The sequence below is a fragment of the Devosia geojensis genome (assembly GCF_000969415.1).
Lineage (GTDB): Bacteria > Pseudomonadota > Alphaproteobacteria > Rhizobiales > Devosiaceae > Devosia > Devosia geojensis.
The window spans coordinates 43,402-67,791 of record NZ_JZEX01000179.1 but is presented as its reverse complement, the minus strand read 5'-3'; the positions used below and the strand labels follow the sequence as shown (position 1 = coordinate 67,791).

The window sequence follows — 24,390 nt, the reverse complement described above, 5'->3', positions numbered from 1 at the left end:
GGAATATGTCGATCGAACGCATCGATGTCGGACCGCGCATGAGCCAGGCGGTCGTCCATGGCGACACCGTCTACCTCGCCGGTATCGTGGCCGATGACCGCAACAGCAGGTCCGTCGCCGAGCAGACGACGCAGATCCTCTCGCGTATCGACGATCTGCTGGCCCGCGCCGGATCCGACAAGACCAAGCTCCTCAAGGCGACGATCTGGCTGCGCGACATCGCCAGCTTCGACGAGATGAACTCGGTCTGGGACCGCTGGGTGGCGCCCGGTCACACGCCGGCGCGCGCCTGCGTCGAATCCCGCATGGCCGCGCCCGACATCCTGGTCGAGATCCAGGTGACCGCCGTCAAGAGCTGACGGCCGCACGCCATTGCCTGCCAAAGGGGCGGCGGTTTGACGACCGCCGCCCCTTTGCTTTGCGTCAGGAGACGGTGAATCCTTTGACGAACGGGTCGCGGTCGTCGAGGAAAATGGTGTTGTAGCCGGTGATCCAGGCCTGGCCGGCGATCGAGGGCACGATGGCGTCGAACCCGCCGACCTTGGTCGCGGCCTCGACCTTGCCGAAAAAGAGGCTGCCGATGATGCTTTCATGGACGAACGCGTCGCCCACCTTCAATTCACCCTTGCCCGCCTTCTGCGCCATGCGCGCCGAGGTGCCGGTGCCACAAGGGGACCGGTCGATGGCCTTTTCGCCATAGAAGACGGCATTGCGCGCGTCCGCCTGCGGGTTCCTGGGCGCGCCGGTCCACATCACATGGCGCAGGCCCTTGATCGTCTCGTACTCCGGGTGCTGGAATTCGTACTTCTCGTTGATGAGCCGGCGGGCGATGGGCGAGAGGCGCTGGATATCGGCGGCCGAGAACTGGCTCATGTCGGCAAAGCCCGGCTGCGGATCGAAGATCGCATAGAAATTGCCGCCATAGGCGACGTCGAACCGGAGCGGGCCGACGCCGGGCAGATCGATCTCGAGGTCGCGCGCGTAGAGGAACGAAGGCACGTTGGTGATGCGCACGTCGGTGACGTGGCCGGCATTGTCCTGCGTATAGCGGGCCTCGATGATGCCGGCGGGCACCTCGAGGCGGAGCTTGCCCGGCTCGCTGGGCGTCACCAGTCCCTCTTCGATCATCACTGTCACCGTGCCGATGGTGCCGTGGCCGCACATCGGCAGGCATCCGGAAGTCTCGATGAAGAGGATCGAGGCGTCGACGTCCTCGCGCAGCGCCGGATAGAGGATGGAGCCGCTCATCACGTCGTGCCCGCGCGGCTCGAACATCAGGCCGGTGCGGATCCAGTCGAATTCGGCTACGAACTGCTCGCGCCGGGCGTTCATTGTGTCGCCCTTGAGGTCGGGCCCGCCGCCCGTCACCACGCGGACCGGATTGCCGCAGGTGTGGGCGTCGACGCAGAAGAAGGTCTTTCTCATAGCTACTGGAACCGTTGGATGCCGAAGGGAGCGGGCGCCGGCCCGCCGGAGAGGATCTCTGAAACGAGCCGAGCTGTCACCGCGCTGAGCGTGAGGCCCAGATGCCCGTGGCCGAAGGCGAAGACGATGCGCGGATCGTTCGGGTGCGGCCCGATGACCGGCACCGAATCCGGTGTCGAGGGGCGCCGGCCCATCCATTGCGTGCCGCCTTCGGGAAGCGAAGGCACGTAGCGGCGCATCTTGGTGCGCATGGCCTTGGCGCGGTCGAAGTTCGGCGGCGATCCCGGCTTTGCAAGCTCCACGGCGCCGCCGACCCGCAGGCCGTCGACAAGCGGCGAAGCGATGAAGCCATGATCGCCGAAGCCAACGGGCATCGGCAGGTTCCAGTCGAGATCGGCGAAGGTGGTGTTGTAGCCGCGCTCGGTTTCGAGCAGCACCTTGAGGCCGAGGCCGCGCACGAGGTCGCGCGACCAGACGCCGGAGGCAACGACTGCCCGGTCGAAGGTTTCGGCGCCCTGTTGCGTGCGCACCGCGATCCCCGCGTCGGTCTGCTCCAGTCCGATGACTCTTGCCGCCATGAGCCGGCCGCGGGTGCGCACGAATTCCTGATAGTGGCGCAGGACGCTCAGCGGATTGGAGACCATCCAGTAAACCGGCTGGTGTACGGCGCCGGCGAATTCGCCTTCGAGTTGCGGCACCAGCTTGCGGGCGTCGGCGACCGAAAGGCGCTCGAACGCATAGCCGAGGGCGGATTTGACCAGTTCCGCCTCATGCAGGGCCGCGCCGACGCTGCGCTCGCTGTCGTGCACCGAGATGTAGCCGGTCTGGCGCAGGTGCCCGGAAAGCCCGGCGGCTTCACCCAGGGCTTTATGGTCCTCGAGCGCCGTCCGCATCAGCGTGGTCAGGGCCGCGCGGGCGGCCGCGCCTTTGGCGGGCGTTGCCGAACGCAGGAACGCGAGCAACCATGGGATCAGGGCGGGCACATCCTGCCATCGCAACGTCAGGGGCCCGAGCGGGTCGAGCAGCCAGCCGGGCACCGCGGCGAGAATGCCGGGACTGGCGAGCGGCGCGATCTCGGGCAGGGCGATGAGCGCAGCATTCCCCGACGAGGTCGGCAGCCCTTCGGGGTCGGCCTCGTAGACGCTGACCTCGTGGCCTTCCCCGATGAGACGGCTGGCGATGGCCGAGCCGATGATGCCGGCCCCGACGACTGCGATACGCATCAGGCCTCTTCCGTCGAGAGCGAGAGGGAGGCGACGCCGTCGCGGGCGATATAGCTCTGGATCTGCCGCACGATCTGGGCGGCGTGTTCGGCGGCCAGCCGGTCGGCTTCCTCCGCATCCCCGTGCTCGATGGCGGCGACCATCGCGCTGTGCTCGTCGACATACTGGCGCGGCAATCGGTCGTCGAACGAGCGGTAATAGATGCGCAGGATGCGCCGCCCTTCGTCGAGCAGGCGCCCGAAGAGCGAGGTGAAGTAGGGGTTCTCGCCGGCCTCGGCGATGGCCATGTGGAAATCGCGGTTGGTCTGGATCATGCCCAGTGCGTCGCGGCGGGTCACGGCGTCGGCATAGGCGGCCTCGAGGCTTCGGATGGTCACGAGCTGTTCGGGCCGCCGGCGCAGGGCCGCCGCACGGGTGGTGACGCGGTACATCAGCGTCAGCGCCTCGAAATAGACCGGCAGTTGCTCGAAATCGATGGTGGCGACCACCGTGTTGCGGTTGGGCAGCGTCTTGGCGAGCCCGTCGGCCACCAGCCGCACCAGCGCCTCGCGGATGGGCGTGCGCGACATGTCGAACTGCTCGGAGAGGGTCACCTCGTCGAGGGGGCTGCCGGGCTCCAGTGTCAGCTCGAGGATGGATTGGCGCAGCGTGTCGTAGACCGTGCGCGCGCCTTGGCCGCGCACACGCCCCTTGGTTTCGGTTTCGCCGTTCCGTGCAGTTTTGTCGGTCGTCGCCATGGCGATCTCTTGCTGTTCTTGCCTAGCGCCTATCTACGCTTTTTCCCGGCGCTCAATGCAACGGCAATGACGATGATGAGGCCCGTCGTCAAATCCTTGTAGAAGGGATTGACGTTGAGAATGTTGAAGCCGTTGCCGATGAGGGCGAGGAGCAGCACGCCGGCGATGGACCGCCATACCGCTCCCGCGCCGCCATAGATGCTGGTGCCGCCGAGGATCACGGCGGCGATGGCCTCGAGTTCCATGCCGACGCCTGCCTGCGGCTGGCCCATGGAAATGCGCGACACCGCGATGATGCCGGCAAGCCCCGCGGCAAAGCCGGTGAGACCGAACGTTGCGATCTTGACGAGCTTGGTGCGCACGCCCGAGAGGATCGCCGCCTCCTCGTTGCCGCCGACGGCGATGACGCGCCGGCCGAAGGTGGTGCGGTTGAGAAGGATCATCATGGCGATGGTGAAGACGGCGAGGATGATGACGGCAATGTTGACCATGCCGACGCGTCCGCGTCCGATCCAGGCGAATTCCTCCATGCGCACCGGGATCAGCGCGCCGCCGGTAATGAGCACGGCGATGCCGCGATAGACCATGCTGGTGGCAAGCGTCGCCAGGAACGAGTGGATGTTGAAGCCGGTGATGACGAGGCCGTTGACGACGCCCAACCCGAGGCCGATCAGCGGGCCGGCGATCATTGCGAGCGTCGGGTCGACATTGACGGCGAGCCACGCGGCGCTGACGCTCGCCACCCCGAAGATGGCCCCGGTCGAAAGATCGAAACCGCCGCTGATGATGACGAGGGTCAACGCGGCGGCGATCAGCGCCAGGGGAGCGCTCTGGTTGAGGATGTTGAGCAGGTTCCGTGCTGTCAGGAACGAAGGGCTGAGAAAGCTCAGCCCGATCATCAGGAGCACGATGATGATCAGCACGCCGTATTCGCGCAGGAAATCGCCGACGGAAAAGGCGCGGCGGCCGGATACGGAGGTCAGGGAGAGATCGGCCATGGGCTATTCCGGATATGCGGGCGAAGCGGCGGCTTCACCCGGCTGTTGCGTTTCGACGTTGAACAGGCGGAAGAGGACCTGGTCGACGCTGGCACTGGCGCTCGCGATCTCCCCCACGATTGCGCCCCTGCTCATCAGGTAGCTGCGGTGGGAGAGGTTGAGGACCTCTTCGAGCTCGGAGGAGATCAGCAGCACGGCGACGCCCGATTGCGCCAGCTCGACGATGAAGTCGTGGATGCGCCGGCGCGCGCCGATATCGACGCCGCGGCTCGGCTCGTCGAGGAGCACCACCTGCGGGGTTCCATAGGCCCATTTTGAGAGCAGCACCTTCTGCTGGTTGCCGCCCGAATAATAGGCGACCTCCCCGTCGGACGCGGCCGGCACGATGCCGAAATGCGCGATCATCGCGCGGGTGCGCCGGCGTTCCTCGGCGATGTCGAGCAGCCCGAAGCGGCTGATGGCGGCCAGGTGCGGCAGGCTCATATTGGGCCGCGTGCGCTGGGTCAGCACCAGCCCCTGCTTGCGCCGGTCTTCCGGGATGAAGGCGATGCCGGCCCGCACCGCGCGCTTGGGGGAGAGGTTGACGATCGCCTTGTCGTCGAGGGCGACGGTTCCGCTCGTCAGCGGATCGGCCCCGAAGATGGCGCGCGCCACTTCGCTGCGGCCGGAACCGACGAGGCCGACCAGGCCCACGATCTCGCCGGGGCGGATGTCGATGCTGACATCGGCAATCCCGGCTTCGGTCGAGGCGTTGCGGACAGAAAGACGTGGCGGCAACGTCGGATCGGGCGCTGGCGGCAGGGCCGGATAGGCGACCTCGGCGCTCTCTCCGAGCATGGCCTCGACCAGCGAGCGCTTGGTTTCCTTGGCGATAGGGCCGGTGCGCACGATGCAGCCGTCGCGCATGACGGTGACCCGGTCGCAGACCGCCAGCACGTGGTCGAGGAAATGCGTGACGTAGATGATCGTGCGTCCCTCGTCGCGCAGCCACGCGATCACCTTGTGCAGGCGTTCGGCCTCGTCGGCGGTGAGCGAGGAGGTCGGCTCGTCCATGATGATGACGCGCGCGTCGCGGGCGATGGCGCGCATGATCTCGACTTTCTGCCGCTCGGCGATGGAGAGGTCACCGAGCGTGCGGCGCGGATCGAGACCGAACCCGCACCGACGGTCGAGTTCGGTAAAGCGCTGGTTCTCCGAGCCCCTGAGAAGCCCGGCGACATTGGTCTCGAGGCCGAGGAAGACGTTCTGGGCGACGCTGAGCTGCGGCACCAGCTGCAGTTCCTGGTGGATCATGGCGACCCCGAGCTGCAGCGCATGTCGGGGTGTCGGCCGCTCGAGCCGCACGCCCAGAATATCGACGGTGCCGCGGTCGGCGCCGTAATAGCCGCCGACGATCTTGCCGAGGCTCGATTTGCCCGCGCCGTTCTCGCCGATCAGCGCATGGACTTCGCCCGGCGCGAACTCGAGCGTGATATCGCGCAGGATCCGCGCGGCACCGAAACTCTTCTCGACGCCCGCCAGCCTGACGACTGGCCCGCTCATCGGCTCAGGCATGCGCTTCTCCTCTTCCAGGCAAAGACGCGGGGCGGCCTCGGCGCCGCCCCGTTCCGCCATCGGATCAGCCCTGCCACTCGGCCACGAAATCGGGATTGGCGTCGAGCCACTCCTTGGTCACGATCTCTGGCGCCGCGCCGAGGGTGGTCGGATCGATCCATGCCGGCGCGGTGCCGCCCTCGAGCGTCGTCACCACGGCTTCCAGCGCCGCCTTGCCCATGCTGTGCGGATACTCGGCAAGCGTTGCGTCATAGGTCCCCGCGCGGATGGCATCGACGGCGATCTGGTTGAGGCCGCCCCCGATCAGGAATACCGAGGCAACGTCGTAGCCGGCGTCGGAAAGCGCGATCTCGACGCCGATCAGGTGCTGGTCGGCGTTGGAGAGCACGGCGTCGACCTCAGGATTGGCCTGAAGAATGTCCTGCATCGCGGTCAGCGAGGCGTCCGGGTCGTAGTTGCCTTCGCCGGTGGCGACGATCTGGATGTTGGCATGTTCGCCCAGCACCTGTCGGAAGGTCTCGTAGCGCAGGTTGTCGAACGGGTAGATCAGCTGCCCGATCATGATGACCACCCGGCACGGGTCCTTGTCGGCGCAGAAATCGACGACGGCTTGCGCCTGCGCGGCGGCGCCCTGGGCGGGATTGGCGGCGACGGTCGTGGTCAGCCCCGCAACCTGCGGCTCCATGTTGCTGAGTTCCGGACCGACCGGGAAGAGCGCCGTCGCAACGACGATCCCGTCGGCGGTGGCATCCTCGAGCGCGGTGGCGATGCCGACCGTATCGTTGGGCGTGACGATGAAGGCGTCGAACCGCCCGCCGGCCGCAAGGTCCTCGACCTGAGCGTATTGGGCGGCCGAGTCGAACGCGCCGTCGAAGATCTCGACCTCGACGCCCAGTTCCGCGGCCGCCTCCTGTATGCCGGCATAGATGGCCTGATTATACCCGTTCTGGCTGCTGGCGGCGAGGAACGCCACGCGGTGCGCTTCTTGGGCCGCCGCCATCTGGGCAGAAAGCAGGCTCACCGCGGCAGCGGTCGAGAGCAGGACTAGATTTCGGTTCATTTCGGTTCCCTTCCTTTGGCCGGAGTCCCTGGCTCCGTTGCCGGTTATTCCGCCATGCCGGCGGTGGGCCGCACGGTCGGGGCAGGACCGTGCACAGTTCGTTGGTGTTGGATTCTCCGGTTCATGACGGCTCGGCCGCCGCGCCGGCATCGAATGCGCTGGCGCCGAGCGCCATGAAGGCGATGGTGGCGTAAGGCATGAGCGCGCCGACCGGCGCCAGGCGCTCGCTGGTGTAGTAGCCGGCCTCGTGCAGGAGGTTGAGCGTGCCGATCACCTTGCCATCTACGACGACCGGAATGTTGGCATTGGACTCGCAGCCCAGCGACTGGATCAGCCGCCAGTCGAAGAAGACTTCGGCGATCTCCTCGATGCGCAGGGTATGGAAGATCCGCTGCTCGTGCAGCACGATCTGCGTCCAGTGGTTGTCCTCGATCGGCTTGATCCCGCCCAGCGGATACGCCTCGAGGTTTTCCGAATAGACGCGGCGGGACTGGCGCGCGTCCATGTCGAAGACCGAGGCGGTCAGGAGCCTGGTACCGATGATGTCGTGGATTATCGCGCCGAGGTGGCCGATCAGTTCCCGCGCATCCACACCGGGGCCGCGCACGGCCGCCATGAATGCTTCTGTCTGACGGGACTGGATCACGCGCGTCTCCCTGTGACGAAGGAAACCGTACACGGTATCCAAACTGTCGACAAGACGGTATGAGCGCATTCTGCTCGACGGGCAGCGCGCTCCCTCGCGACTGGCCCTCGGGAGGTTGGCCGGGGCATCCAGGAGAAGAAACGCTAGTCCGTGTTCGTGTCCGGCAGCTGGTCGATTGCCGGGAGCACGCCGTCGAGATGACGCAGCATGGCGTCGCGGGCGGCGTCGCTGTCTTTGCGCTGGATGGCGTCGAGCACCGCCTCGTGCTCCTTGATCACCGCGACCATCCGGTCCGGAAGCGCCAGGGTCAGGTGGCGGAAACGGTCGACCTGCGTCTTGACCTGCAGCACCAGCCTCCAGATGCCGGGAAAGCCGGAAATTTCCGCGATCTGACTGTGAAAGAGCTCGTCGGCGCGGTGGAAGGCGGTCGAGTCGTTCCTCTGGGCGGCTTCGCGTTGCTGCTCCACCACTGAAGCGAGGATGAGGGTCTGGCTGCGCGTCGCCTTGCCCGCCGCCAGGGCCGCCGTCGTCTGCTCGAGCGCCTTGCGAATGACCATGGCCTCGGGCAGCGCGTCATAGGGAATGCGGGCGACAAACGTGCCCGATTGCGGAAAGATCTCCACCAGGCCCTCGTCGGCCAGCCTCTGTATGGCCTCGCGCACCGGAGTGCGGCTGATGCCGAAGCGTCGTGCTAATTCACTTTCACTAATTTTGTATCCAGGCGCGAGCCTCATGGCGACGATATCGTCCCGCAGGCTCTGATATACTAATCGCCACGCTCCGCCGGACCGCAATGCGCTGCGGCTTACAGGCAGTGACGGCCGAGTTGATTTCACGAAAAAATTCTGTTTTGACAGTGAATTATCACCCATGCTTGGCGGCCTCGATTCAGGTTCTCCCATTCTAGCCCTCAAATTGACCTGGCATGCAAGCGTCAAAAATTCGGCGGACGTCGTTGACTAATATATTAATCACCATTACTAATTTTGATAATGGCGCTAAGCCGAGTGCAAAGGGAGGAAACGATGCACACTCGAGGAATGTCCCGCGGAGCGGGTTGGCTGGCCCGGTTGCGGACGGTACTGATTGGTGCTGTGGCGGTCTCGGGTCTGGGGGTGGGTGGTGCCGCCGCCGGCACGATCGAATTCTGGACCCTGTTCAGTGGCCCGGATGGCGAAGCCATCGACGCGCTGGTCAAGGATTTCAACGCCACGGCCGGCCAGGAGGCGGGTGTCGAGGTCAAGCTGCTGATCATCCCGTGGGATGATTTCAACACCAAGCTTTCCGTCGCCATGGCCTCGCGCAAGGCGCCGGCGCTGACCGTCGTCAATTCCGATCAGGTGCCGGTCTATGCCAATCAGGGCGCGCTCGATCCGTTCACGAGCGAGGAGCTTGCCGCCGCCGGCATCGAGGAGGAGGACTATGTGCCCGCCGCCTGGCAGGCCGGCGCGTTCAACGGCGAGCAGTACGGCGTGCCGATCTCGATCTTCCCGCGCAGCATCTACTACAACAAGGCCCTGTTCGAAGAAGCCGGCCTCGATCCCGAAGCGCCTCCGACCAACAAGGCAGAGCTGATGGCCGCGGCCGAGGCGCTTTCAGGTCTCGGCGACGACGTGACCGGGCTCTTCTTCCAGCTCACCGGCAGCGGCACGTTCCGCAATTTCTACAGCATCTACTGGCAGTACGAGGACAGCATCTACAACGCCGACCTGACGGCGGTGTCGGATACCTTCGCTGCGACCGCCACCAAGGTGCTGACCGACCTCAAGGCCTTTACCGATGCCGGGGTCACCCCGACCCGCGACATCGGCGCGGATGCCAACAAGCTCTTCGCCCAGAACAAGATCGGCATCGCGGTCATGCAGATCACCGACCTGCCGGTCTACCAGGCCGCGGCGCGCGATCTGGGGCTCGAATACGGCATTGCCGGCTTCCCGACCTTCGGCGATCAGCCGGCGGTGTTCGCCCTGGCGCATGAGTTCCTCATTCCCCGCGGAACCAGCCCTGAAGCGCGCCAGGACGCGCTGACCTTCATCAAGTGGATCGGCGAGAACGGCGTGGAGTGGGCCAAGACGGGCAAGGTCTCACCGCAGTATTCCGTCATCGAGAGCGAGGCCTATCGGGCGCTGCCCGAGCAGAGCATCGTGACCGAGGCCATCGATACCGCGCACTTCCCGCCCAGCCTCGTCACGCAGCCTGCGGTCGATCGCGTGGTCCAGCAGGCCCTCGAGGAGTTCTTCTCAGGCCGCAGCACCATTGAGCAGACGGTCGCCAGGATGGCCGACGGCATCAACGCCGCGCTCTGAGAGAGATTTCCGGGCGGGGCTGGTGTGCCGGTCCCGCCTCCGGACGACCCGTCACCACCTCGCCCCGATTTCGCACGCCCTCGGCGGGAGCCTGCCCATGTCGCAATTGCGCGCCAGACTGTTCCCCTATCTGCTGGTGGGCCCTTATCTCGCGGTCTTTGCCGTCTTCATCGGCTATCCCATCGTGCGGGCGATCTACATCAGCTTCCACGACTGGGGCATATTCGGACCCAACGGTTTTGTCGGCCTCGGCAACTACGCGTCCCTTTTCGCTGACGCCCGCTTCTGGAGCTCGCTCCTCACCACCACCCAGTTCGCGCTGATCTTCGTGCCGATGATCATGGTGGTCTCGGTCGTCCTGGCGGTGCTGCTGCATCGCACGCTCCCGGGCATCGGGCTCTTCCGCACAGCCTTTTTCCTGCCGCTGGTGGTCAACGTCGCGGTTGCCTCCATTGCCTTCAAATGGCTGTTCGAACCGCAGGCGGGCACAATCAATCAGGTCCTGCGCCTGCTGCGTCTTCCCGACCAGACATGGCTGGCCGAGCCGGGCTGGGCGCTGATCGCCATCGCGCTGATCGCCCTCTGGGGCAGCGTCGGCTTCATGGTCATCATCCTGCTCGCCGGGCTCGAGAACATCCCCGACGATCTCTACGAAGCTGCCGAGCTCGATGGCTCGACCCCCATCCAGAATTTCTTCTTCATCACCCTGCCGCTGCTGAAGCCGATCATGCTCATCGTCATGGTCCTCAGCCTGATCCAGGCCTTCCAGGTCTTCGGCGAGGTCCTGATCATGACCCAGGGCGGCCCGTTCGGCAGCACCGAGGTGTTGACCATGCTGCTCTACGAGGAAGGCTTCCGCAACTTCGCCATCGGCCGCGCCGCCGCGATCGGCGTGATCATCACCATCATCATCGCTGCGCTCTCGCTGGTGCAGTTCCGCTTCTTCCGGCAGCGCTGAGGATCGGTCCCATGAACAGGAACAACGTCCCCCGCTGGCTGATCCTCCTGGTGCTGGCGCTGCTGTGGATCCTGCCCATGGCGTCGCTGATCCTCTTTTCCTTCGCGCCCTCGTCCGAGATCCTCAAGGATCAGCTCGTCCCTTCCAACTGGACCTGGAGCAACTACTGGCGCGTGCTGACCGACGCCGGGCGCGGCGTCAGCATCCCCCAGGCCATGCTCAACAGCGCCGTGATCATGGTGGCGCAGGTGGTGGGAATCCTGCTGCTCGACATCCCGGCGGCTTATGCGTTCGGACGCCTGCGCTGGCCGGGGCGGGACTTCGTCTTCTTCCTCGTGCTCGTCACCATGATGATGCCAGGCATCCTCGAGGTCATTTCGCTCTACGACCTCATGGCCAATTGGGGCCTCGTCGACACCGTCTATGCCGTGATCCTGCCCGGCCTGCCGCGCGTCGTCGGCATCTTCATCCTGCGCCAGTTCTTCCAGCAGCTGCCGCGCGAGATGGAGGAGGCGGCGCGCATGGATGGAGCCACCGATTTCCAGGTGTTCCGCCTGATCATGGTGCCGCTGGCGGCGCCCGCGATCATTACCGTCGGCGTGCTCTCGGCGCTCTATAGCTGGAACAACTTCCTCTGGCCCCTGATCATCACCAACTCGCCCGCCTCGATGACGGTGCCGGTGGCGGTTTCCTACCTCTCGGCCGATACGGCCGCCATCATCAACTACACCGTGATCCTCGCCGCTGCCTTCTTCACCTCTCTGCCGATGATCATCCTGTTCCTTTTCGGACAGCGCTGGATCGTCAACGGCATGCGCCCGACCGCGGGCATCAAATAGGAACTAAGGACTTTTCTTCATGACCCGTATCCGAGTGGACATCCGGCCCCGCCACGAGATTTCGCCCCGCCTCTACATGCAGTTCATGGAACCGCTGGGGACCACCGACTCCTCGGTCGAGGCCTGCTGGGACATCCTCAAGGACCAGTGGCGCGATGATTTCGTCGAGGTCGTACGCGATCTCGCCCCATCTTCGATCCGCTGGGGCGGCATTCTCACCAGCTTCTGGAAGTGGCGCGAGAGCGTAGGCGCGCCGGCCGACCGGGTGCCCATGGTCAACTATCTCTGGGGCGGCATGGAGACCAATCGCATCGGCGTGCACGAATTCCTCGATTTCTGCGAGGCGGTGGGCGCCGAGCCGATCATGGCGATCAATTTCGCCGCCGACGGACGCCCCGACTACATCGAGACGGCGCGCGGCGAGCGGCGGGCGGGAACCACCGAGGAGGCCGCCGATCTCGTCAGCTACTGCAACGAACCCGACCATCCCGAGCGTAAGGCCAATGGACGCGAGAAGCCCTGGAAGGTGCGCACCTGGCAGATCGGCAACGAAACCTCCTATCCCAGGGAGGGCGCGCGCTTCACCTCGAAGGAAAACGCCACGCTCTACCGCGAATTCGCCGACGCCATGCGGTCGCGCGATCCCAATATCCTGCTGATCGGCTGGGGCGACATGGAGCAGGGCGAGCGCTGGTGGGCGCCGGAGCTGATCGAGGCGGCCGGAGACCGGATCGACATGGTCGCCCTGCACATGATGCAGCAGCGTCCCAAGGATCCGGCGAATTCGGTGCTCAAGGGCCGACTCTACCGCAACGACTACGACCGCACCTGGTCCGAGCTCGACGCCATCTACAAGGCCATGGAGGCCAAGCTTCTGGGCGCAAGGGAGGTGGTGTCTGCCGCCAACCCCAACCTGAAGCTCGCCATCACCGAGGGGCATCTGTCGCTGCAGCCGCACAACAAGATCGAGCTGCTGCGCGAATGGCTCTCCGGCGTCTACCACGCCCGTTGTCTGACGCTCTTCGAGCAGCACTCGGACATCATCGACATCTGCACGCTCGCCGACTTCGCCGGCACCAGTTGGACGGTCAATGCGGTGCTGCTGGGCTCGCCCGTCGAAAAGCCCTATCTGCTGCCGGTCGGGCACGTGATGCGGCTCTTCCGGCGCAGTTCGGGCACGCATGGCCTCGCCGCCAGCAGCGACAGCGAGAACGTGGTCGTCTCCGCCTCCCGCCGGGACAACACCGTTTTCGTCCACGCCACCAATCTCGACATCCGCGACGATGCGACCTTGGCGATCGACCTGGATGGGGCGCAGATCGCCCGCGCCACCTGCCATCGCATCGCGCCCGACGCCCTCGATGCGGCGATCGACACCACCAACCTCGATGTCTTCGCCGTCGAGCAGGTGCCCGTCGAGGACGTCAGCCGCATCGCCGTGCCCAAGGCCTCGGTGAATGCCTTCGTGATCGAGCTCGCTGACTAGAGGCGCGATAGGAGAACGCAGATGGCCGGATTGCAGCTCAGCGGCATCCACAAGAACTATGGTCCCGTCGAGGTCATCAAGGGCATCGACCTGGCCATCGAGCCGGGCGAGTTCGTGGTCTTCGTCGGCCCTTCGGGGTGCGGGAAATCGACGCTCTTGCGCATGATCGCCGGGCTTGAGGAGATCACCGGCGGCACCCTGCGGATCGGCGAGCGCGTCTGCAACAAGGTGGCTGCACGCGATCGGGGTGTCGCCATGGTCTTCCAGTCCTATGCGCTCTATCCGCATATGACGGCAGAGGAGAACGTCGGCTTCGGCCTGCGGCTCGCCGGCGTGCCCAAGGCCGAGCGTGCGAGGCGCGTGCGCGAGGTCGCCCGCGTCCTGCAGATGGAGCATCTGCTCGAGCGTAAGCCCGGCCAGCTTTCCGGCGGGCAGCGCCAGCGCGTCGCCATCGGCCGGGCCATCATCCGCAAGCCCGACGTATTCCTTTTCGACGAGCCGCTCTCCAACCTCGACGCTGCGCTGCGGGTCGACATGCGCATGGAGCTCTCCAGGCTCCATGCGGACCTCGGCGCCACCATGATCTACGTGACCCACGACCAGGTGGAGGCCATGACCATGGCCGACAAGATCGTGGTTCTCGATCAGGGCCGCGTGCAGCAGGTCGGCACGCCGATGGAGCTTTACAACATGCCGGCCAACCTGTTCGTCGCCGGCTTCATCGGCGCCCCGAAGATGAACCTGCTGCGCGTCAGGATTGATGCCGCGGACAGGGCAGGGGCGGCTATCTCGGCGCCGTTCCTGCGAGCCACCGAGGTTCGCACCAGCGTGCCATCTGCCCTCGTCGGGCAGGAGGTCACGCTGGGCATTCGCCCCCATACCCTCGAGTTGCGCGCTTCGGGACCGATCAGCGGGTCTATCCGGCTGGTCGAAAGGCTGGGGGACACGTCCATCATCGAAGTCGCCACGCAGGCGGGACAGAGCGTCTTCGCCGCCATCGACGGCGATATCGATGTCGAGCTGAACCAGGTGGTCTCGCTCGGCTTCGATCCTGCCAAGGCGCATCTCTTCGGTCCGGAGGGAACGCGGCTCTAGTCGCGGGTTTTCCATTCTGCCGCTCCGGACCGAACGTCCGGCGCACCCTCAACGAACGTCAGAGCTTTCCAATGACCTACGATATATCAAGCGCACGCGCCCCGGCCGTTCCGCTGGTGCTGCACGACCCGTTCATGAGCGTTTGGTCGCACGCGGACCTCGCGACGGATGACTGGTCCCGTCACTGGACCGGCAAGCTGCAGGAAGTGTGCGGCCTGCTGACCGTCGACGGCACCGCCTACCGGTTCCTCGGCATGCAGACCTCGATGACCGACCCCCTGCCCGTCATGGAGCAGGTGGAGCGGCGGATCACGCCTTTACGCACCATCTACACGTTCGCCGCCGGCGGGGTCGAGCTGACCCTCACCTTTACCAGTCCCCTGCTGCCCGACGATCTCGAACTGATCGGTCGCCCCGTCAGCTATATCGATCTCGATGTCCGCAGCACCGACGGCGCGGCCCACGCCGTTAGCGCCTATCTCGATTTCGGGGCGCGCTGGGCCACCGGGGATGCCGAAACGGAGATTTCGTGGGGTCGGCACCGCGCCGGGCCGGTCGAGGCGATGTTCCTCGGCGCCGCACGGCAGGACTATCTGCGCCGCTCGGGCGACGAGGTACAGATCGAGTGGGGCTATCTCTTCGTCTCCTCGCAGCCCGGAACGCCGGCGGCGAGTGCCTTCGGCGACATCAGGGCCCTGCGCCGCGAGTTTGCCGCGACGGGCGCCATTCCGGATCGCGACGACGTTCGCGAGGTGCGTCCGCTGCGCATGCCTGCCAGCAGCGAAAGCAAGGCGCTGGCGATCTGCCACCATTTCGGCGACATCGCCGGTTCTGCGTCCTGGCGCACCCTCGTCGCCTACGACCAGGTCTGGGCCGCCACCTATTTCGATCGCCGCCTGCGCCCCTACTGGAGCCGCAACGGTCAGTCCGCGATCGGTCTGATCGAGGCCGCGTGGGCCGAGCGCGACGCGATCATGAAGCGCGTGGAAGCTTTCGACGCTGACCTCGTAGCTCAGCTCCAGGCCTCCGGCGGTCCGATCTATGCGCGCCTCGGAACGCTGGCGCTGCGCCAGTCCCTCGCCGCCCATATCCTCGTCGAGGACTTCAACGGCGAGCTGCTGCATTTCTCCAAGGAGAACAGCTCGAACGGTTCGCTGGCGACGGTGGATGTGACCTATCCGACCGCCCCCTTCTTCCTGCACTTCAATCCGGCCCTCCTGCGGGCCCAGCTCTGGCCGGTGCTCGACTATTCGGCCAGCGGCCGCTGGCCCTTCCCCTATGCGCCGCACGATATCGGGCGTTATCCCTGGGGCAACGGCCAGAACTACGGGGGCGGCGATCGCACCGGGCACAATCAGATGCCGGTCGAGGAGTGCGGCAACATGCTTGTCCTCGTTGCGGCCCTGGCGCACCGCACCGGCGAGCTGGATCTGGCCGAAACCTTCTTCACCCAGCTCAAGGGCTGGGCCGACTATCTCGTCGGCCACGGGCTCGACCCCGACAACCAGCTCTGCACCGACGATTTCGCCGGGCATATGCCGCACAACGCCAATCTCGCGATCAAGGCCATAATCGGCCTCGGCGCGTTCGGGCAGCTCTGCGCCCGCATCGGCCGCGACGCGGACGCGACGCACTACATGGCGACCGCGCGCGATTGGGCCGGCAAATGGCAGGAGATGGCCCGCGATGAGGCCGGCTATCGCCTGGCGTTCGATCAGCCGGGCAGCTGGAGCCAGAAGTACAACCTCGTCTGGGACCGGATTCTCGGCCTCGGTCTCTTCCCGTCCGAGATCGCCGAGACCGAGATGGCGTCCTATCGCTCGCGCCTCAACCGCTACGGCCTGCCCCTCGACAGCCGCAAGGCCTACACCAAGCTGGATTGGCTGGTCTGGAGCGCGTGCCTCACCGGCAGGCAGGCGGATTTCGACGCCATGCTGGCGCCTCTGGAACGCTGGCTCGACGATGCGCCGGCGCGGGTGCCCCTTTCCGACTGGTTCGAGACCGACACAGGGCTGCAGCCGAGGAACCACGGGTTCTTCGCGCGCTCGGTCGTCGGCGGCATCTTCATCAAGCTGCTGATCGACCGCATGGGGTCCCGCTAACCTCTTGCCTCGGGCGGGCGTCCAGCGCAAAAGGACGTCCGCAACTGGCAAGGACGGACGATGGCGGCCCGCGGGTCTGGCAAAGGTGAGCGTGCGGGCGGCAAGGGGCGTGCGGGTGGCGCCGCGCGCCGGGTCACCATGACCGACATCGCCCGCGAGGCCGGCTGTTCGCAGACCACCGTCTCGTTCGTCCTCAACAATGTCGAGGATATCCGCCTTTCACCGGAGACGCGCCAGAAGGTACTCGAGGTCGCGCGCCGGCTGGGCTACACCTCCCCGCGCCGGCCCGCCGAGCCGAAACCGCCGCAGGAGGCGGGTTTCGTCGGGTTCATCGTCGACAATCTCTCCACCAGTCCGGAAGCCGTCCAGGCCATCGAGGGCCTGAGCCAGGCCCTGCGCCCCTCGGGCCTCACCGTCCTCGTCGCGCAGACCTATGGCAGCCACGATGCCGAGGCCCAGCTCGTCGCCCATTTTGCCGCCCAGCGCGTCAAAGCGCTCGTCCTGATGACCATCTTCACCCGTGAGTTGATCGTACCCCAGGGGCTGCGTGAGTTCGATGCACCCGTCGTGCTGATCAACTGCTACAGCACCGAAGCGGATTTCCCGGCCGTCGTGCCCGGCGAGGTCGCCGGCGGACAGCGCGCCACCCGGCACCTCATCGACAAAGGCCATCGCCGCATCGCCACCATCACCGGCGAGGCCTGGATGGAGGCGGCCGGCGACCGCCCCAAGGGGTATCGGCGCGCGCTTTCCACCGCCGACATTCCGTTCGATCCGGACCTGGTGTTCGAGGGCGACTGGTCGGCCAGCGCCGGCTATGAGGCGACCCGGCGCATTCTGGCGCTGCCGGACATGCCGACCGCCATCTTCTGCCAGAACGACCGCATGGCGATCGGCTGTTTCGAAGCCCTGAAGGAGGCGGGCCTCGACATTCCCCGCGACATGTCGGTGATGGGCTACGACGACGAGGAGATCGCCCGCCACCTGCACCCGCAACTGACGACGGTGGTTCTGCCGCATCGGGCGATGGGGCAGTGGGCTGCCGAAATGGTGCTCAACGGCCAGGATATCGACTCCCCGCCCGTGCTCCTGACCCGGCTGGAATGCGCGCTGGTGCAGCGGAGCTCCGTCGCCTCTCCGCGCCGCTAGAGCATTGCTAGGGCGGCGGCGCGATCGAGGATCGCGTCACCAGCTCGCACTCGATCTTGACCTTCTGCAGGCGCTCGTCCGCATCGCCCCCCTCCGCCAGGAAGCTGACCGCCAGCCGCGCCATCTCGTCATGCGGCAACACCATGGTGGTCAGCGGCGGGTCCATGCCGGCCGCCAGGTCCGTCTCGTCGTCGAAGCCGACGATCGACAGGTCCTCGGGCACGCGAAGGCCGAGGCTCCTGGCCGCCTCGTTGCATCCGAGCGCCATGCGGTCGTTGAAGCAGAAGACTGCGGTGGGACGGTCCGGCCGCTGCAGCAGCGCCAGCGCCCGCTCGCGCCCCGCCGGCAGCCGCCATCCGCCGAGCGTGACGAGGCTTTCGTCCACCGGAACGCTCCAGTCGGCCATGGCTTGCCGGAAGCCGCGCTCGCGATCCCGGCCGGCATCCATCGAGTGTTCCCCAGCAAGGTGGGCGATCCGCCGGTGCCCGGCCTTGAGCAATGTTTCGGTCGCCGTGTAACCACCCACGAAATCCCCCGGCACGATCGAGGCAAACCGCAGCTTGCGCTCGTAGCAATTGAGCAGCACCAGCGGAAACTCGAGGAACATCTCGGGCACGGCCACCTCGCGGGTGATCAGCGTTGTATAGATGACGCCGATAGCATCCTGGCTGGCCAGCATGTGCAGGGCTTCGCGCTCGACATCCGGATTTCCGGCCGTGCAGAACGTCGCGACATAGGCATTGTGCAGCCCGGCCTGCTCGCGCGCGCCCTCGATCAGTGGCGAGGCGAAGGCGGTCGTGCTGACCTCGTCGATGAAGAGGCCGATCAGCCGGCGGTGGTTCTCACGCAGGGACCGCACCTTCTCGCGTCGGTATCCCAGCGCGTCGGCCGCCTCGATCACCCGCCGGCGCGTCGCCTTGGAGATGCGCGCGTTGGGTACGCCGCTCAGCACCAGCGACACCGTGGCCTGGGAGACCTTGGCGCTGTCGGCCACATCCCGCATGGTCGGTGGTTTCTGCATGCCTGTCCGTCGAGCCCCGGTGTTCACGCCGGGACTCGAGGTTCCGAGCATTCCGGCTGGTCGCAGGATAGGCAGTATCTGACGAAGTCCGAGGGCGCCAGTGCGTTGTGTTTCCTGAGGCAATGCTCGCGGAGCTGCACGGACCGGCCGGTCCGTGCAGCTCGAGTGTGCAGGTCAGAACGCGCCGAACAGCGCCTTCTGGGCGATCTTCAACGCACCGATGGCGTCGTGGCGCGCCTGGGCTTCCTTCAAGGCGTCGATGTCGAGGGCGTCGAGCCCGCGCGCGGCGGCCTTGAGGAAGTCGATGGCGTGGTTGGCGGTCTCGACGCTGTCCTCGCGGAACGGGAACTGGTCGAGCTGCCAGACGCCCGCCCACTTGTTCTTCCTCAATACATAGAAGAATTCGAAGAGCTCGATGGGATGGAGGCTGCCGGCGACAAGATCGTCGTCCCAGGAACGGAAGTTGTCGTTGACGTCCATGCCGAAGAGCCGGCCGTAGTCGATGGCCATCTGGGCCGAATCGGCCGCCGATTCCCCGCCGAAGAGCGCATGGCCGAAGTCCAAGAGGATGCCGACATTGGGCAGGCCGATCTTCTCGATGCCGAGGAGCGTCCTCGAAAGCGAATCGAAGCTCATGTGCACGCGCGGCTCACGCGGCTTGTATTCGATGACGAACTTCAAGTCCGGGTTTTCGCTCGCAAGCTGCCCGACGCCGTCGAGCGAATGCTTCCAGAGCGCGCCGTGGTCGACCTGGAAGGGGTAGTCCCAGCCGTCCTGGCCGGGCCAGAGCTTGACGTAGTCGGCTTTGAAGAAGCGCACGACATCGCACGCCTCGCTGATGAGTTTGTGCGCGCGCCGGCGGATGCCGGGATCGGGGTTGGTGAAGGCGCCCTTGCGGAACTCGCGGGTATAGATCTCGGGTGTGACGCCGATGACGCCGAGCTTGTTGCGATCGAGCGCCGCCTTGATTTCCTCGTTGGTGAAATCGCCGCCGAAGAAGGGATAGTTGATGTCGACGACCGAGAGGTCGCGAACCTTGCCCGCGAGATCGATGGCCTCGATGACGCTCCTCGGCTCTCCGTAGCCGTCGGTGGCGTAGCGGTCGACATAGGTGGCGAAGTGCCAGATGCCGGCGCCGAAACGCTGTGTGCTCATTGCTTCCTCCCTGAAATGCGTTGTGCGTTATGTCGTCAAGGTCTGCCGGACGGCGGCCTGCCAGCGCTCGAGATGTGCGGCGCGCGCCGCCGGATCGATCGCCGGCGAGAAGCGGGTGCCGCCGTCGGAAAACTGTGTCGCGATGCCGAGCCCGTCGAAGGCAAGGGCAGCGGCGCCCAGCGCGCTGACCTCGGGCGCCGCGCTTGCCGTGACGGGCCGATCGAGAAGATCGGCCTGGAACTGCATCAGCATGGCGTTCTGCGAGGCGCCGCCGTCGGCCGAAAGCCCGGCGAGCTCGGCACCGAGGTCCTTTTCCATCGCCGTAAACACGTCCGCGACCTGGAAGGCGATGGCCTCGAGCGCGGCGCGGGCGAAGTGGGCGGGCTTTGTCGTCAGCGACATGCCTGTGATGGTGCCGCGCGCGTCGCTGCGCCAATGCGGCGCGCCGAGCCCGACAAGGGCAGGAACGAAGGTGACGCCCTGCGTGTCGATGGCCGTCTGGGCAAGCGTTGCGACCGCATTCGCATCGGTAAGGCCGAGAAGTTCGGCCATGAACTGCGCTGCCTGGCCCGAGACCGATATGTTGCCTTCGAGCGCATGCACGGCACCCGCCGGCGTGCTCCAGGCGATGGTCGCCGAAAGCCCGTGGCGCGAGCGCACCTTGCCCGGCGTCAGCGTCATCAGCGAGGTGCCGGTGCCGTAGGTCGCCTTGACGGTGCCCGGCGAGCGTACGCCATGGCCGTAGAGTGCGGCATGCGAGTCGCCGATCATGGCGTGGATGGGTATGCCCGCCGGCAGGGCAGTCGTGCCGGCTGCGACCTTGCCGAACCGGGTATTGGAGGGATGCACCTGTGCCAGCAGCGGCATCGGCACGCGGAAGAGTTCGGCGAGCTCCGCGTCCCAGGCGAGGCGCCCGATGTCGAAAAGCTGGGTGCGCGAGGCGTTGGAGTGGTCGGTGGCGTGCAGCGCGCCGTCCGTTAGTTTCCAGAGGAGCCAGGTGTCGACCGTGCCGGCGCGCAGCTCCCCGCGCTCGGCCCGCTGCCGCGCGCCGGGCACGGCATCGATCAGCCAGGCGATCTTGGCAGCGGGAAAAAGCGGATCGAGCCCGAGGCCCGTGCGCACCGCGATCAGGTCGGCATGGCCGGCCGCCTGCAGCTGCGCGCACACCTCTGCCGTGCGCCGGCATTGCCAGATGATGCAGGGGCCGATCGGCTCGCCCGTTGCCGCATCCCAGACCAGCACGGATTCGCGCTGGTTGGAGATGGCAAGGGCAACGATCTCCTCCGCGCCGCCGGCCCGGCCGACCGCCGCCTCGATCGCTGCGCGCACGCCCTGCCAGAGTTTCTCGCCCGATTGCTCCGCCCAGCCGGGACGGGGATAGTCGACCGCGTTGGGCACGCTTGCCTGCGCGACGATCCGCCCGTCGGGCGAAACCAGCAGCGCTTTGGTGTTGGTCGTGCCCTGGTCGATGGCGAGAACGAGCGGCGCGGTCATCTATTGGGCCTTGCGCGCCAGCGTCCTGCGCGCCGCCTCGGCGATGCCAGCAGGCGTCAAACCGAAATGCTCGAGCAGCCATTCGGCCGAACCCGTCGGCACGAAGCCCGGGAAGCCGAGGATGCTCATCGGCACCGGCCGGTGCGTCGCCAGCACCTCGGCGACCGCGCCGCCGAGCCCGCCGCGCACCGAGTGCTCCTCGGCGGTGACCACCGCGCCGGTTTTGGCTGCTGCCAGAATGGCCTCCTCGTCGAGCGGATTGATGCTCGACATGTTGACGACGCGCGCCTCGATGCCTTCGCCGGCCAATGCCGCCGCCGCGGCGAGCGCCCGGTGCACCATCACACCGTTGGCGATGATCGCGATGTCGCCGCCCTCGCGCAGCACCTCGGCCTTGCCGACGGTGAAGACCGGATTCTTGCGCTCGAGCGCCGGCACGGGCATGCGGCTGACGCGGATGAACACCGGGCCTTCGTGCCGTGCCGCGAACCGCACCGCTTCCGCCGTCTCCCATGGGTCCGAGGGCACGATGACGGTGAGATTCGAGAGCGGGCGCAGCCAGGCCATGTCCTCGATCGAATGGTGCGTTGGCCCGAGCTCGCCATAGGCGACACCGCTCGACTGGCCGATGAGCTTGACGTTGACGTTGGAATAGGCGACGTCCGCCTTCACCTGCTCCAATGCCCGGCCCGTGAGAAAGCACGACGCCGCCGAAACGAACGGCACTTTGCCGCCATTGGCGAGCCCCGCGCCGACCGCCACCAGCACCTGCTCGGCGATGCCGACGTTGACCATGCGCTCGGGGAACTTCTTGCGAAATCCCGTGAGCTTGGACGAGCCGACGCTGTCGCTGACGACGGTCACGATGCGCGGGTCGGCCTCGGCGAGCGTCTCGATGACGTTGGCAAAGCTGTCGCGGCAGTCGAAATAACCGCTGGGTGTCGGGACTGCTGCGCTCATCAGACCAGTTCTGCCATGGCTTGTTCGTACTGTTCCTTGTTGGGCACGCCGTGATGCCAGGCGACATTGTCGTGCATGAAGCTCACCCCCTTGCCCTTGAACGTATTGGCGATGACGCAGAGCGGCTTGCCCCGCCCTTTGGGGCTGACCGACAGGATGTCGAGCAGCCGGGCGTGATCGTGCCCGTCGACGATCTCCACGTGCCAGCCGAATGCCCGCCATTTGTCGTCCAGCGGGTCGAGCGAGGCGGTTTCCTCGGTGCGCGCGCCCTGCTGCAGGCGGTTGCGATCGATGATCAGGGTGAGGTTCTCGAGCTTGCGGTGCGCGGCGGTCAGGGCCGCCTCCCAGTTGCTGCCCTCCTGCAACTCGCCGTCTCCGGTCAGAACGAACGTGCGGAAGTCGGCTCCGTCGATCTGGCCGGCGATGGCGATGCCGGTGGCGACCGGCAGGCCGTGGCCGAGCGGCCCGGTATTGGTCTCGACGCCGGGCAAGTAGTTGCGGTTGGGGTGGCCGTTGAGCCGTGACAGCGGCAGCATGTAGGTCGAAAGTTCCGCTTCCGGAAAGTATCCCGCCGCCGCCAGCACCGAATAGAACGCGCCGGTGCAGTGCCCCTTGCTCATGACGAACCGGTCGCGCGCCGGGTCGTTTGGTCGGGTGGGATCGAATCTCAGCACGCCGAAATAGAGCGTTGCCAGGATATCGGCGGCGCTGAAGTCGCCTCCCGGATGACCTTGTTGGGCCTCATAGACCATCTGGAAGCTGCGCCGGCGTATCCATAGCGCCTTGGCGCGGATGGCCGAGACGAGGTCGTTGGTCTGCATGTGATGGGCCGGTGCGGACGATGACAATCTGGCCTCCCGGGGCAATCGCAGGGCTCCGACTTCGCTTCGTCATACGCGTGCCGGGATCGGCTGGCTCGCCGGCGGCACCAGGCCGCCATGGCGGCGGTGCCCTCGCGGAAAGCTGTTCTCCTCGCGCACGACGTCGGAATGCCCGTGCCGTCTCGTTTGCCGAGAAGCTATAATGCGTTTTTCTTTCGCGCAATACGGAAAAATTTCGATTTATGCGGTTTTCTTGCGATCGGCTTTGGTGTCGGCCTGGCTGACCCTGTTGCGTTCCGCAGGCTGCGGTGACAAACAGGAAGCGGCGGATTGGCGGTACTGCGGTGTCTAGGTCGCCTGATCTGCCGGGGCTTGCGCAAGGAAGCGGGGGAGCGATGCAGAAACCCAGGATGTCCAGAGCCGTGCGCGAGCGGATCGCCGCCGACGGCGGCCGGCAGCAGCTTCTTGCCGAACCGCGGCGCATGAAGATCCTCGAGTGGCTGCAGGAGGAGGGGAGCGCGCGCGTGCGTGACCTTTCGGCCGCCTTTGCCGTCTCGGAAGCGACGATCCGCCAGGATCTCGAGCGCCTCGATGCCGATGGCTACATCACGCGCGAGCACGGCGGGGCCTACCTCAAGTCCGTGCCGCAGCAGGTGCAGTCCATGACGCTGCAGCACGTGCAGAACATGGACAAGAAGCGCAAGATCGGCGAGGCCGCCGCCGCGCTCGTCGGCGATCACGAAACGATCATCATCGATTCCGGCACCACCGCCACCCAGTTTGCCGAGAATCTCAAGGCCCGGCACGACCTCAACATCATCACCAACGCGCTCAACATCGCCCTGATCCTGGGGGCCATGCCCACCAATACGGTGCACATGCCCGCCGGTCAATTCAAGGCGCCGACCTTGTCGCTGAGCGGGGAGAAGTCCGCCGATTTCTTCGTCGGCATCTATGCCGAGAAACTGTTCCTGGCGACCGCCGGCGTCTCGTTCGAGGCGGGGCTCACCTATCCGGCCATCGGCGACATCTATGTCAAGCGCGCCATGGTCAAGGCCGCCTCGCACGTCTATCTCCTGGCTGATTCCACCAAGATCGGGCGGGTGTCCTTCTCGGCCCTCGGCGGTGTGGAGATCGTCCATACGCTTATCACCGACGACGGCATTTCCGATGCCGACCGGGCCGAGTTCGAGCGGCGCGGCGTCGAGGTCATCGTCGCCGGCTAATCGGCCCCTTCGTTTTTTATCGAATCGTGGCACTTGGCTTGCGAGAGCCATTGACACCGAATTCTTTCGCTCATATTCGTTAGAAATCGCAAGAAAACGAAAACTAACTTGCGAAGCGCGCCACGGGTGTGCGCG

Annotated in this window: 22 protein-coding genes; 9 read left to right on the top strand and 13 right to left on the bottom strand. The window is 66.0% G+C overall.

What is annotated here, in order from left to right:
* Positions 1 to 5 precede the first annotated feature (5 nt).
* Positions 6 to 359: a RidA family protein gene (locus VE25_RS19775; protein ID WP_046110388.1), complete on the top strand. Its 354-nt coding sequence runs from the start codon at positions 6 to 8 to the stop codon at positions 357 to 359.
* 64 nt (positions 360 to 423) lie between these two features.
* Here the strand turns inward: VE25_RS19775 and VE25_RS19770 are convergent, their stop codons facing one another.
* From VE25_RS19770 to VE25_RS19735, 8 genes are all read right to left on the bottom strand, one after another.
* The gene (locus VE25_RS19770; RefSeq protein WP_046110387.1) at positions 424 to 1,425 is read right to left on the bottom strand and encodes a 4-hydroxyproline epimerase; all 1,002 of its coding nucleotides are present in this window, start codon (positions 1,423 to 1,425) and stop codon (positions 424 to 426) included.
* Positions 1,426 to 1,427: 2 nt separating this feature from the next.
* Complete coding sequence (locus tag VE25_RS19765; protein WP_046110386.1) at positions 1,428 to 2,648, bottom strand: NAD(P)/FAD-dependent oxidoreductase; 1,221 nt, start codon at positions 2,646 to 2,648, stop codon at positions 1,428 to 1,430.
* Positions 2,648 to 3,385: a GntR family transcriptional regulator gene (locus VE25_RS19760; RefSeq protein ID WP_046110385.1), complete on the bottom strand. Its 738-nt coding sequence runs from the start codon at positions 3,383 to 3,385 to the stop codon at positions 2,648 to 2,650. The genes VE25_RS19765 and VE25_RS19760 overlap by 1 nt, the downstream gene beginning before the upstream one ends.
* Positions 3,386 to 3,414: 29 nt before the next feature.
* Positions 3,415 to 4,383 (bottom strand): ABC transporter permease, encoded by a 969-nt coding sequence (locus tag VE25_RS19755; RefSeq protein WP_046110384.1) that lies wholly within the window; start codon positions 4,381 to 4,383, stop codon positions 3,415 to 3,417.
* A gap of 3 nt (positions 4,384 to 4,386) precedes the next feature.
* On the bottom strand, positions 4,387 to 5,937 hold the full coding sequence (locus VE25_RS19750) for a sugar ABC transporter ATP-binding protein (RefSeq protein ID WP_160300009.1): 1,551 nt from the start codon (positions 5,935 to 5,937) through the stop codon (positions 4,387 to 4,389).
* A gap of 64 nt (positions 5,938 to 6,001) precedes the next feature.
* On the bottom strand, positions 6,002 to 6,997 hold the full coding sequence (locus VE25_RS19745) for a sugar ABC transporter substrate-binding protein (RefSeq protein WP_046110383.1): 996 nt from the start codon (positions 6,995 to 6,997) through the stop codon (positions 6,002 to 6,004).
* A 121-nt stretch (positions 6,998 to 7,118) separates the two neighbouring features.
* Positions 7,119 to 7,643 carry a GAF domain-containing protein gene (locus VE25_RS19740; RefSeq protein ID WP_152664687.1) on the bottom strand — a complete coding sequence of 175 codons (525 nt, stop codon included), beginning with the start codon at positions 7,641 to 7,643 and terminating at the stop codon, positions 7,119 to 7,121.
* A gap of 143 nt (positions 7,644 to 7,786) precedes the next feature.
* Entirely contained in the window at positions 7,787 to 8,437 is a 651-nt protein-coding gene (locus tag VE25_RS19735; protein ID WP_046110382.1) for a GntR family transcriptional regulator, read from the bottom strand.
* 231 nt (positions 8,438 to 8,668) lie between these two features.
* Here VE25_RS19735 and VE25_RS19730 point away from each other — a divergent pair, with 231 nt between their 5' ends.
* The 7 genes from VE25_RS19730 (at position 8,669) to VE25_RS19700 (ending at position 17,578) form a co-directional block, all read left to right on the top strand.
* Entirely contained in the window at positions 8,669 to 9,949 is a 1,281-nt protein-coding gene (locus tag VE25_RS19730) for an extracellular solute-binding protein (RefSeq protein ID WP_160300008.1), read from the top strand.
* A gap of 97 nt (positions 9,950 to 10,046) precedes the next feature.
* Positions 10,047 to 10,907, top strand: coding sequence for a carbohydrate ABC transporter permease (locus VE25_RS19725; protein WP_046110380.1), 861 nt, complete (start codon positions 10,047 to 10,049; stop codon positions 10,905 to 10,907).
* Positions 10,908 to 10,918: 11 nt separating this feature from the next.
* Entirely contained in the window at positions 10,919 to 11,746 is an 828-nt protein-coding gene (locus tag VE25_RS19720) for a carbohydrate ABC transporter permease (RefSeq protein ID WP_052732101.1), read from the top strand.
* 19 nt (positions 11,747 to 11,765) lie between these two features.
* Positions 11,766 to 13,232 carry an alpha-L-arabinofuranosidase family protein gene (locus tag VE25_RS19715; protein ID WP_046110379.1) on the top strand — a complete coding sequence of 489 codons (1,467 nt, stop codon included), beginning with the start codon at positions 11,766 to 11,768 and terminating at the stop codon, positions 13,230 to 13,232.
* Positions 13,233 to 13,253: 21 nt separating this feature from the next.
* A complete protein-coding gene (locus VE25_RS19710; protein ID WP_046110378.1) occupies positions 13,254 to 14,327 on the top strand; it encodes an ABC transporter ATP-binding protein in 1,074 nt (357 codons plus the stop codon).
* Between the two features lie 71 nt (positions 14,328 to 14,398).
* A complete protein-coding gene (locus VE25_RS19705; protein ID WP_046110377.1) occupies positions 14,399 to 16,429 on the top strand; it encodes a glutaminase family protein in 2,031 nt (676 codons plus the stop codon).
* Between the two features lie 138 nt (positions 16,430 to 16,567).
* Positions 16,568 to 17,578: a LacI family DNA-binding transcriptional regulator gene (locus VE25_RS19700; protein ID WP_046110417.1), complete on the top strand. Its 1,011-nt coding sequence runs from the start codon at positions 16,568 to 16,570 to the stop codon at positions 17,576 to 17,578.
* A 7-nt stretch (positions 17,579 to 17,585) separates the two neighbouring features.
* On the opposite strand, the gene VE25_RS19695 is transcribed toward VE25_RS19700, so the two are convergent.
* From VE25_RS19695 to VE25_RS19675, 5 genes are all read right to left on the bottom strand, one after another.
* A complete protein-coding gene (locus tag VE25_RS19695) occupies positions 17,586 to 18,599 on the bottom strand; it encodes a LacI family DNA-binding transcriptional regulator (protein WP_046110376.1) in 1,014 nt (337 codons plus the stop codon).
* Between the two features lie 174 nt (positions 18,600 to 18,773).
* Positions 18,774 to 19,754 carry a sugar phosphate isomerase/epimerase family protein gene (locus VE25_RS19690; RefSeq protein WP_046110375.1) on the bottom strand — a complete coding sequence of 327 codons (981 nt, stop codon included), beginning with the start codon at positions 19,752 to 19,754 and terminating at the stop codon, positions 18,774 to 18,776.
* A gap of 27 nt (positions 19,755 to 19,781) precedes the next feature.
* Entirely contained in the window at positions 19,782 to 21,248 is a 1,467-nt protein-coding gene (locus VE25_RS19685) for an FGGY family carbohydrate kinase (RefSeq protein ID WP_046110374.1), read from the bottom strand.
* A complete protein-coding gene (locus VE25_RS19680; protein WP_046110373.1) occupies positions 21,249 to 22,208 on the bottom strand; it encodes a transketolase family protein in 960 nt (319 codons plus the stop codon).
* Entirely contained in the window at positions 22,208 to 23,029 is an 822-nt protein-coding gene (locus VE25_RS19675; protein WP_046110372.1) for a transketolase, read from the bottom strand. The genes VE25_RS19680 and VE25_RS19675 overlap by 1 nt, the downstream gene beginning before the upstream one ends.
* A 410-nt stretch (positions 23,030 to 23,439) precedes the next feature.
* Between VE25_RS19675 and VE25_RS19670 the strand changes: the two genes are divergently transcribed.
* On the top strand, positions 23,440 to 24,255 hold the full coding sequence (locus tag VE25_RS19670) for a DeoR/GlpR family DNA-binding transcription regulator (protein ID WP_046110371.1): 816 nt from the start codon (positions 23,440 to 23,442) through the stop codon (positions 24,253 to 24,255).
* The last annotated feature ends 135 nt before the right edge of the window (positions 24,256 to 24,390 follow it).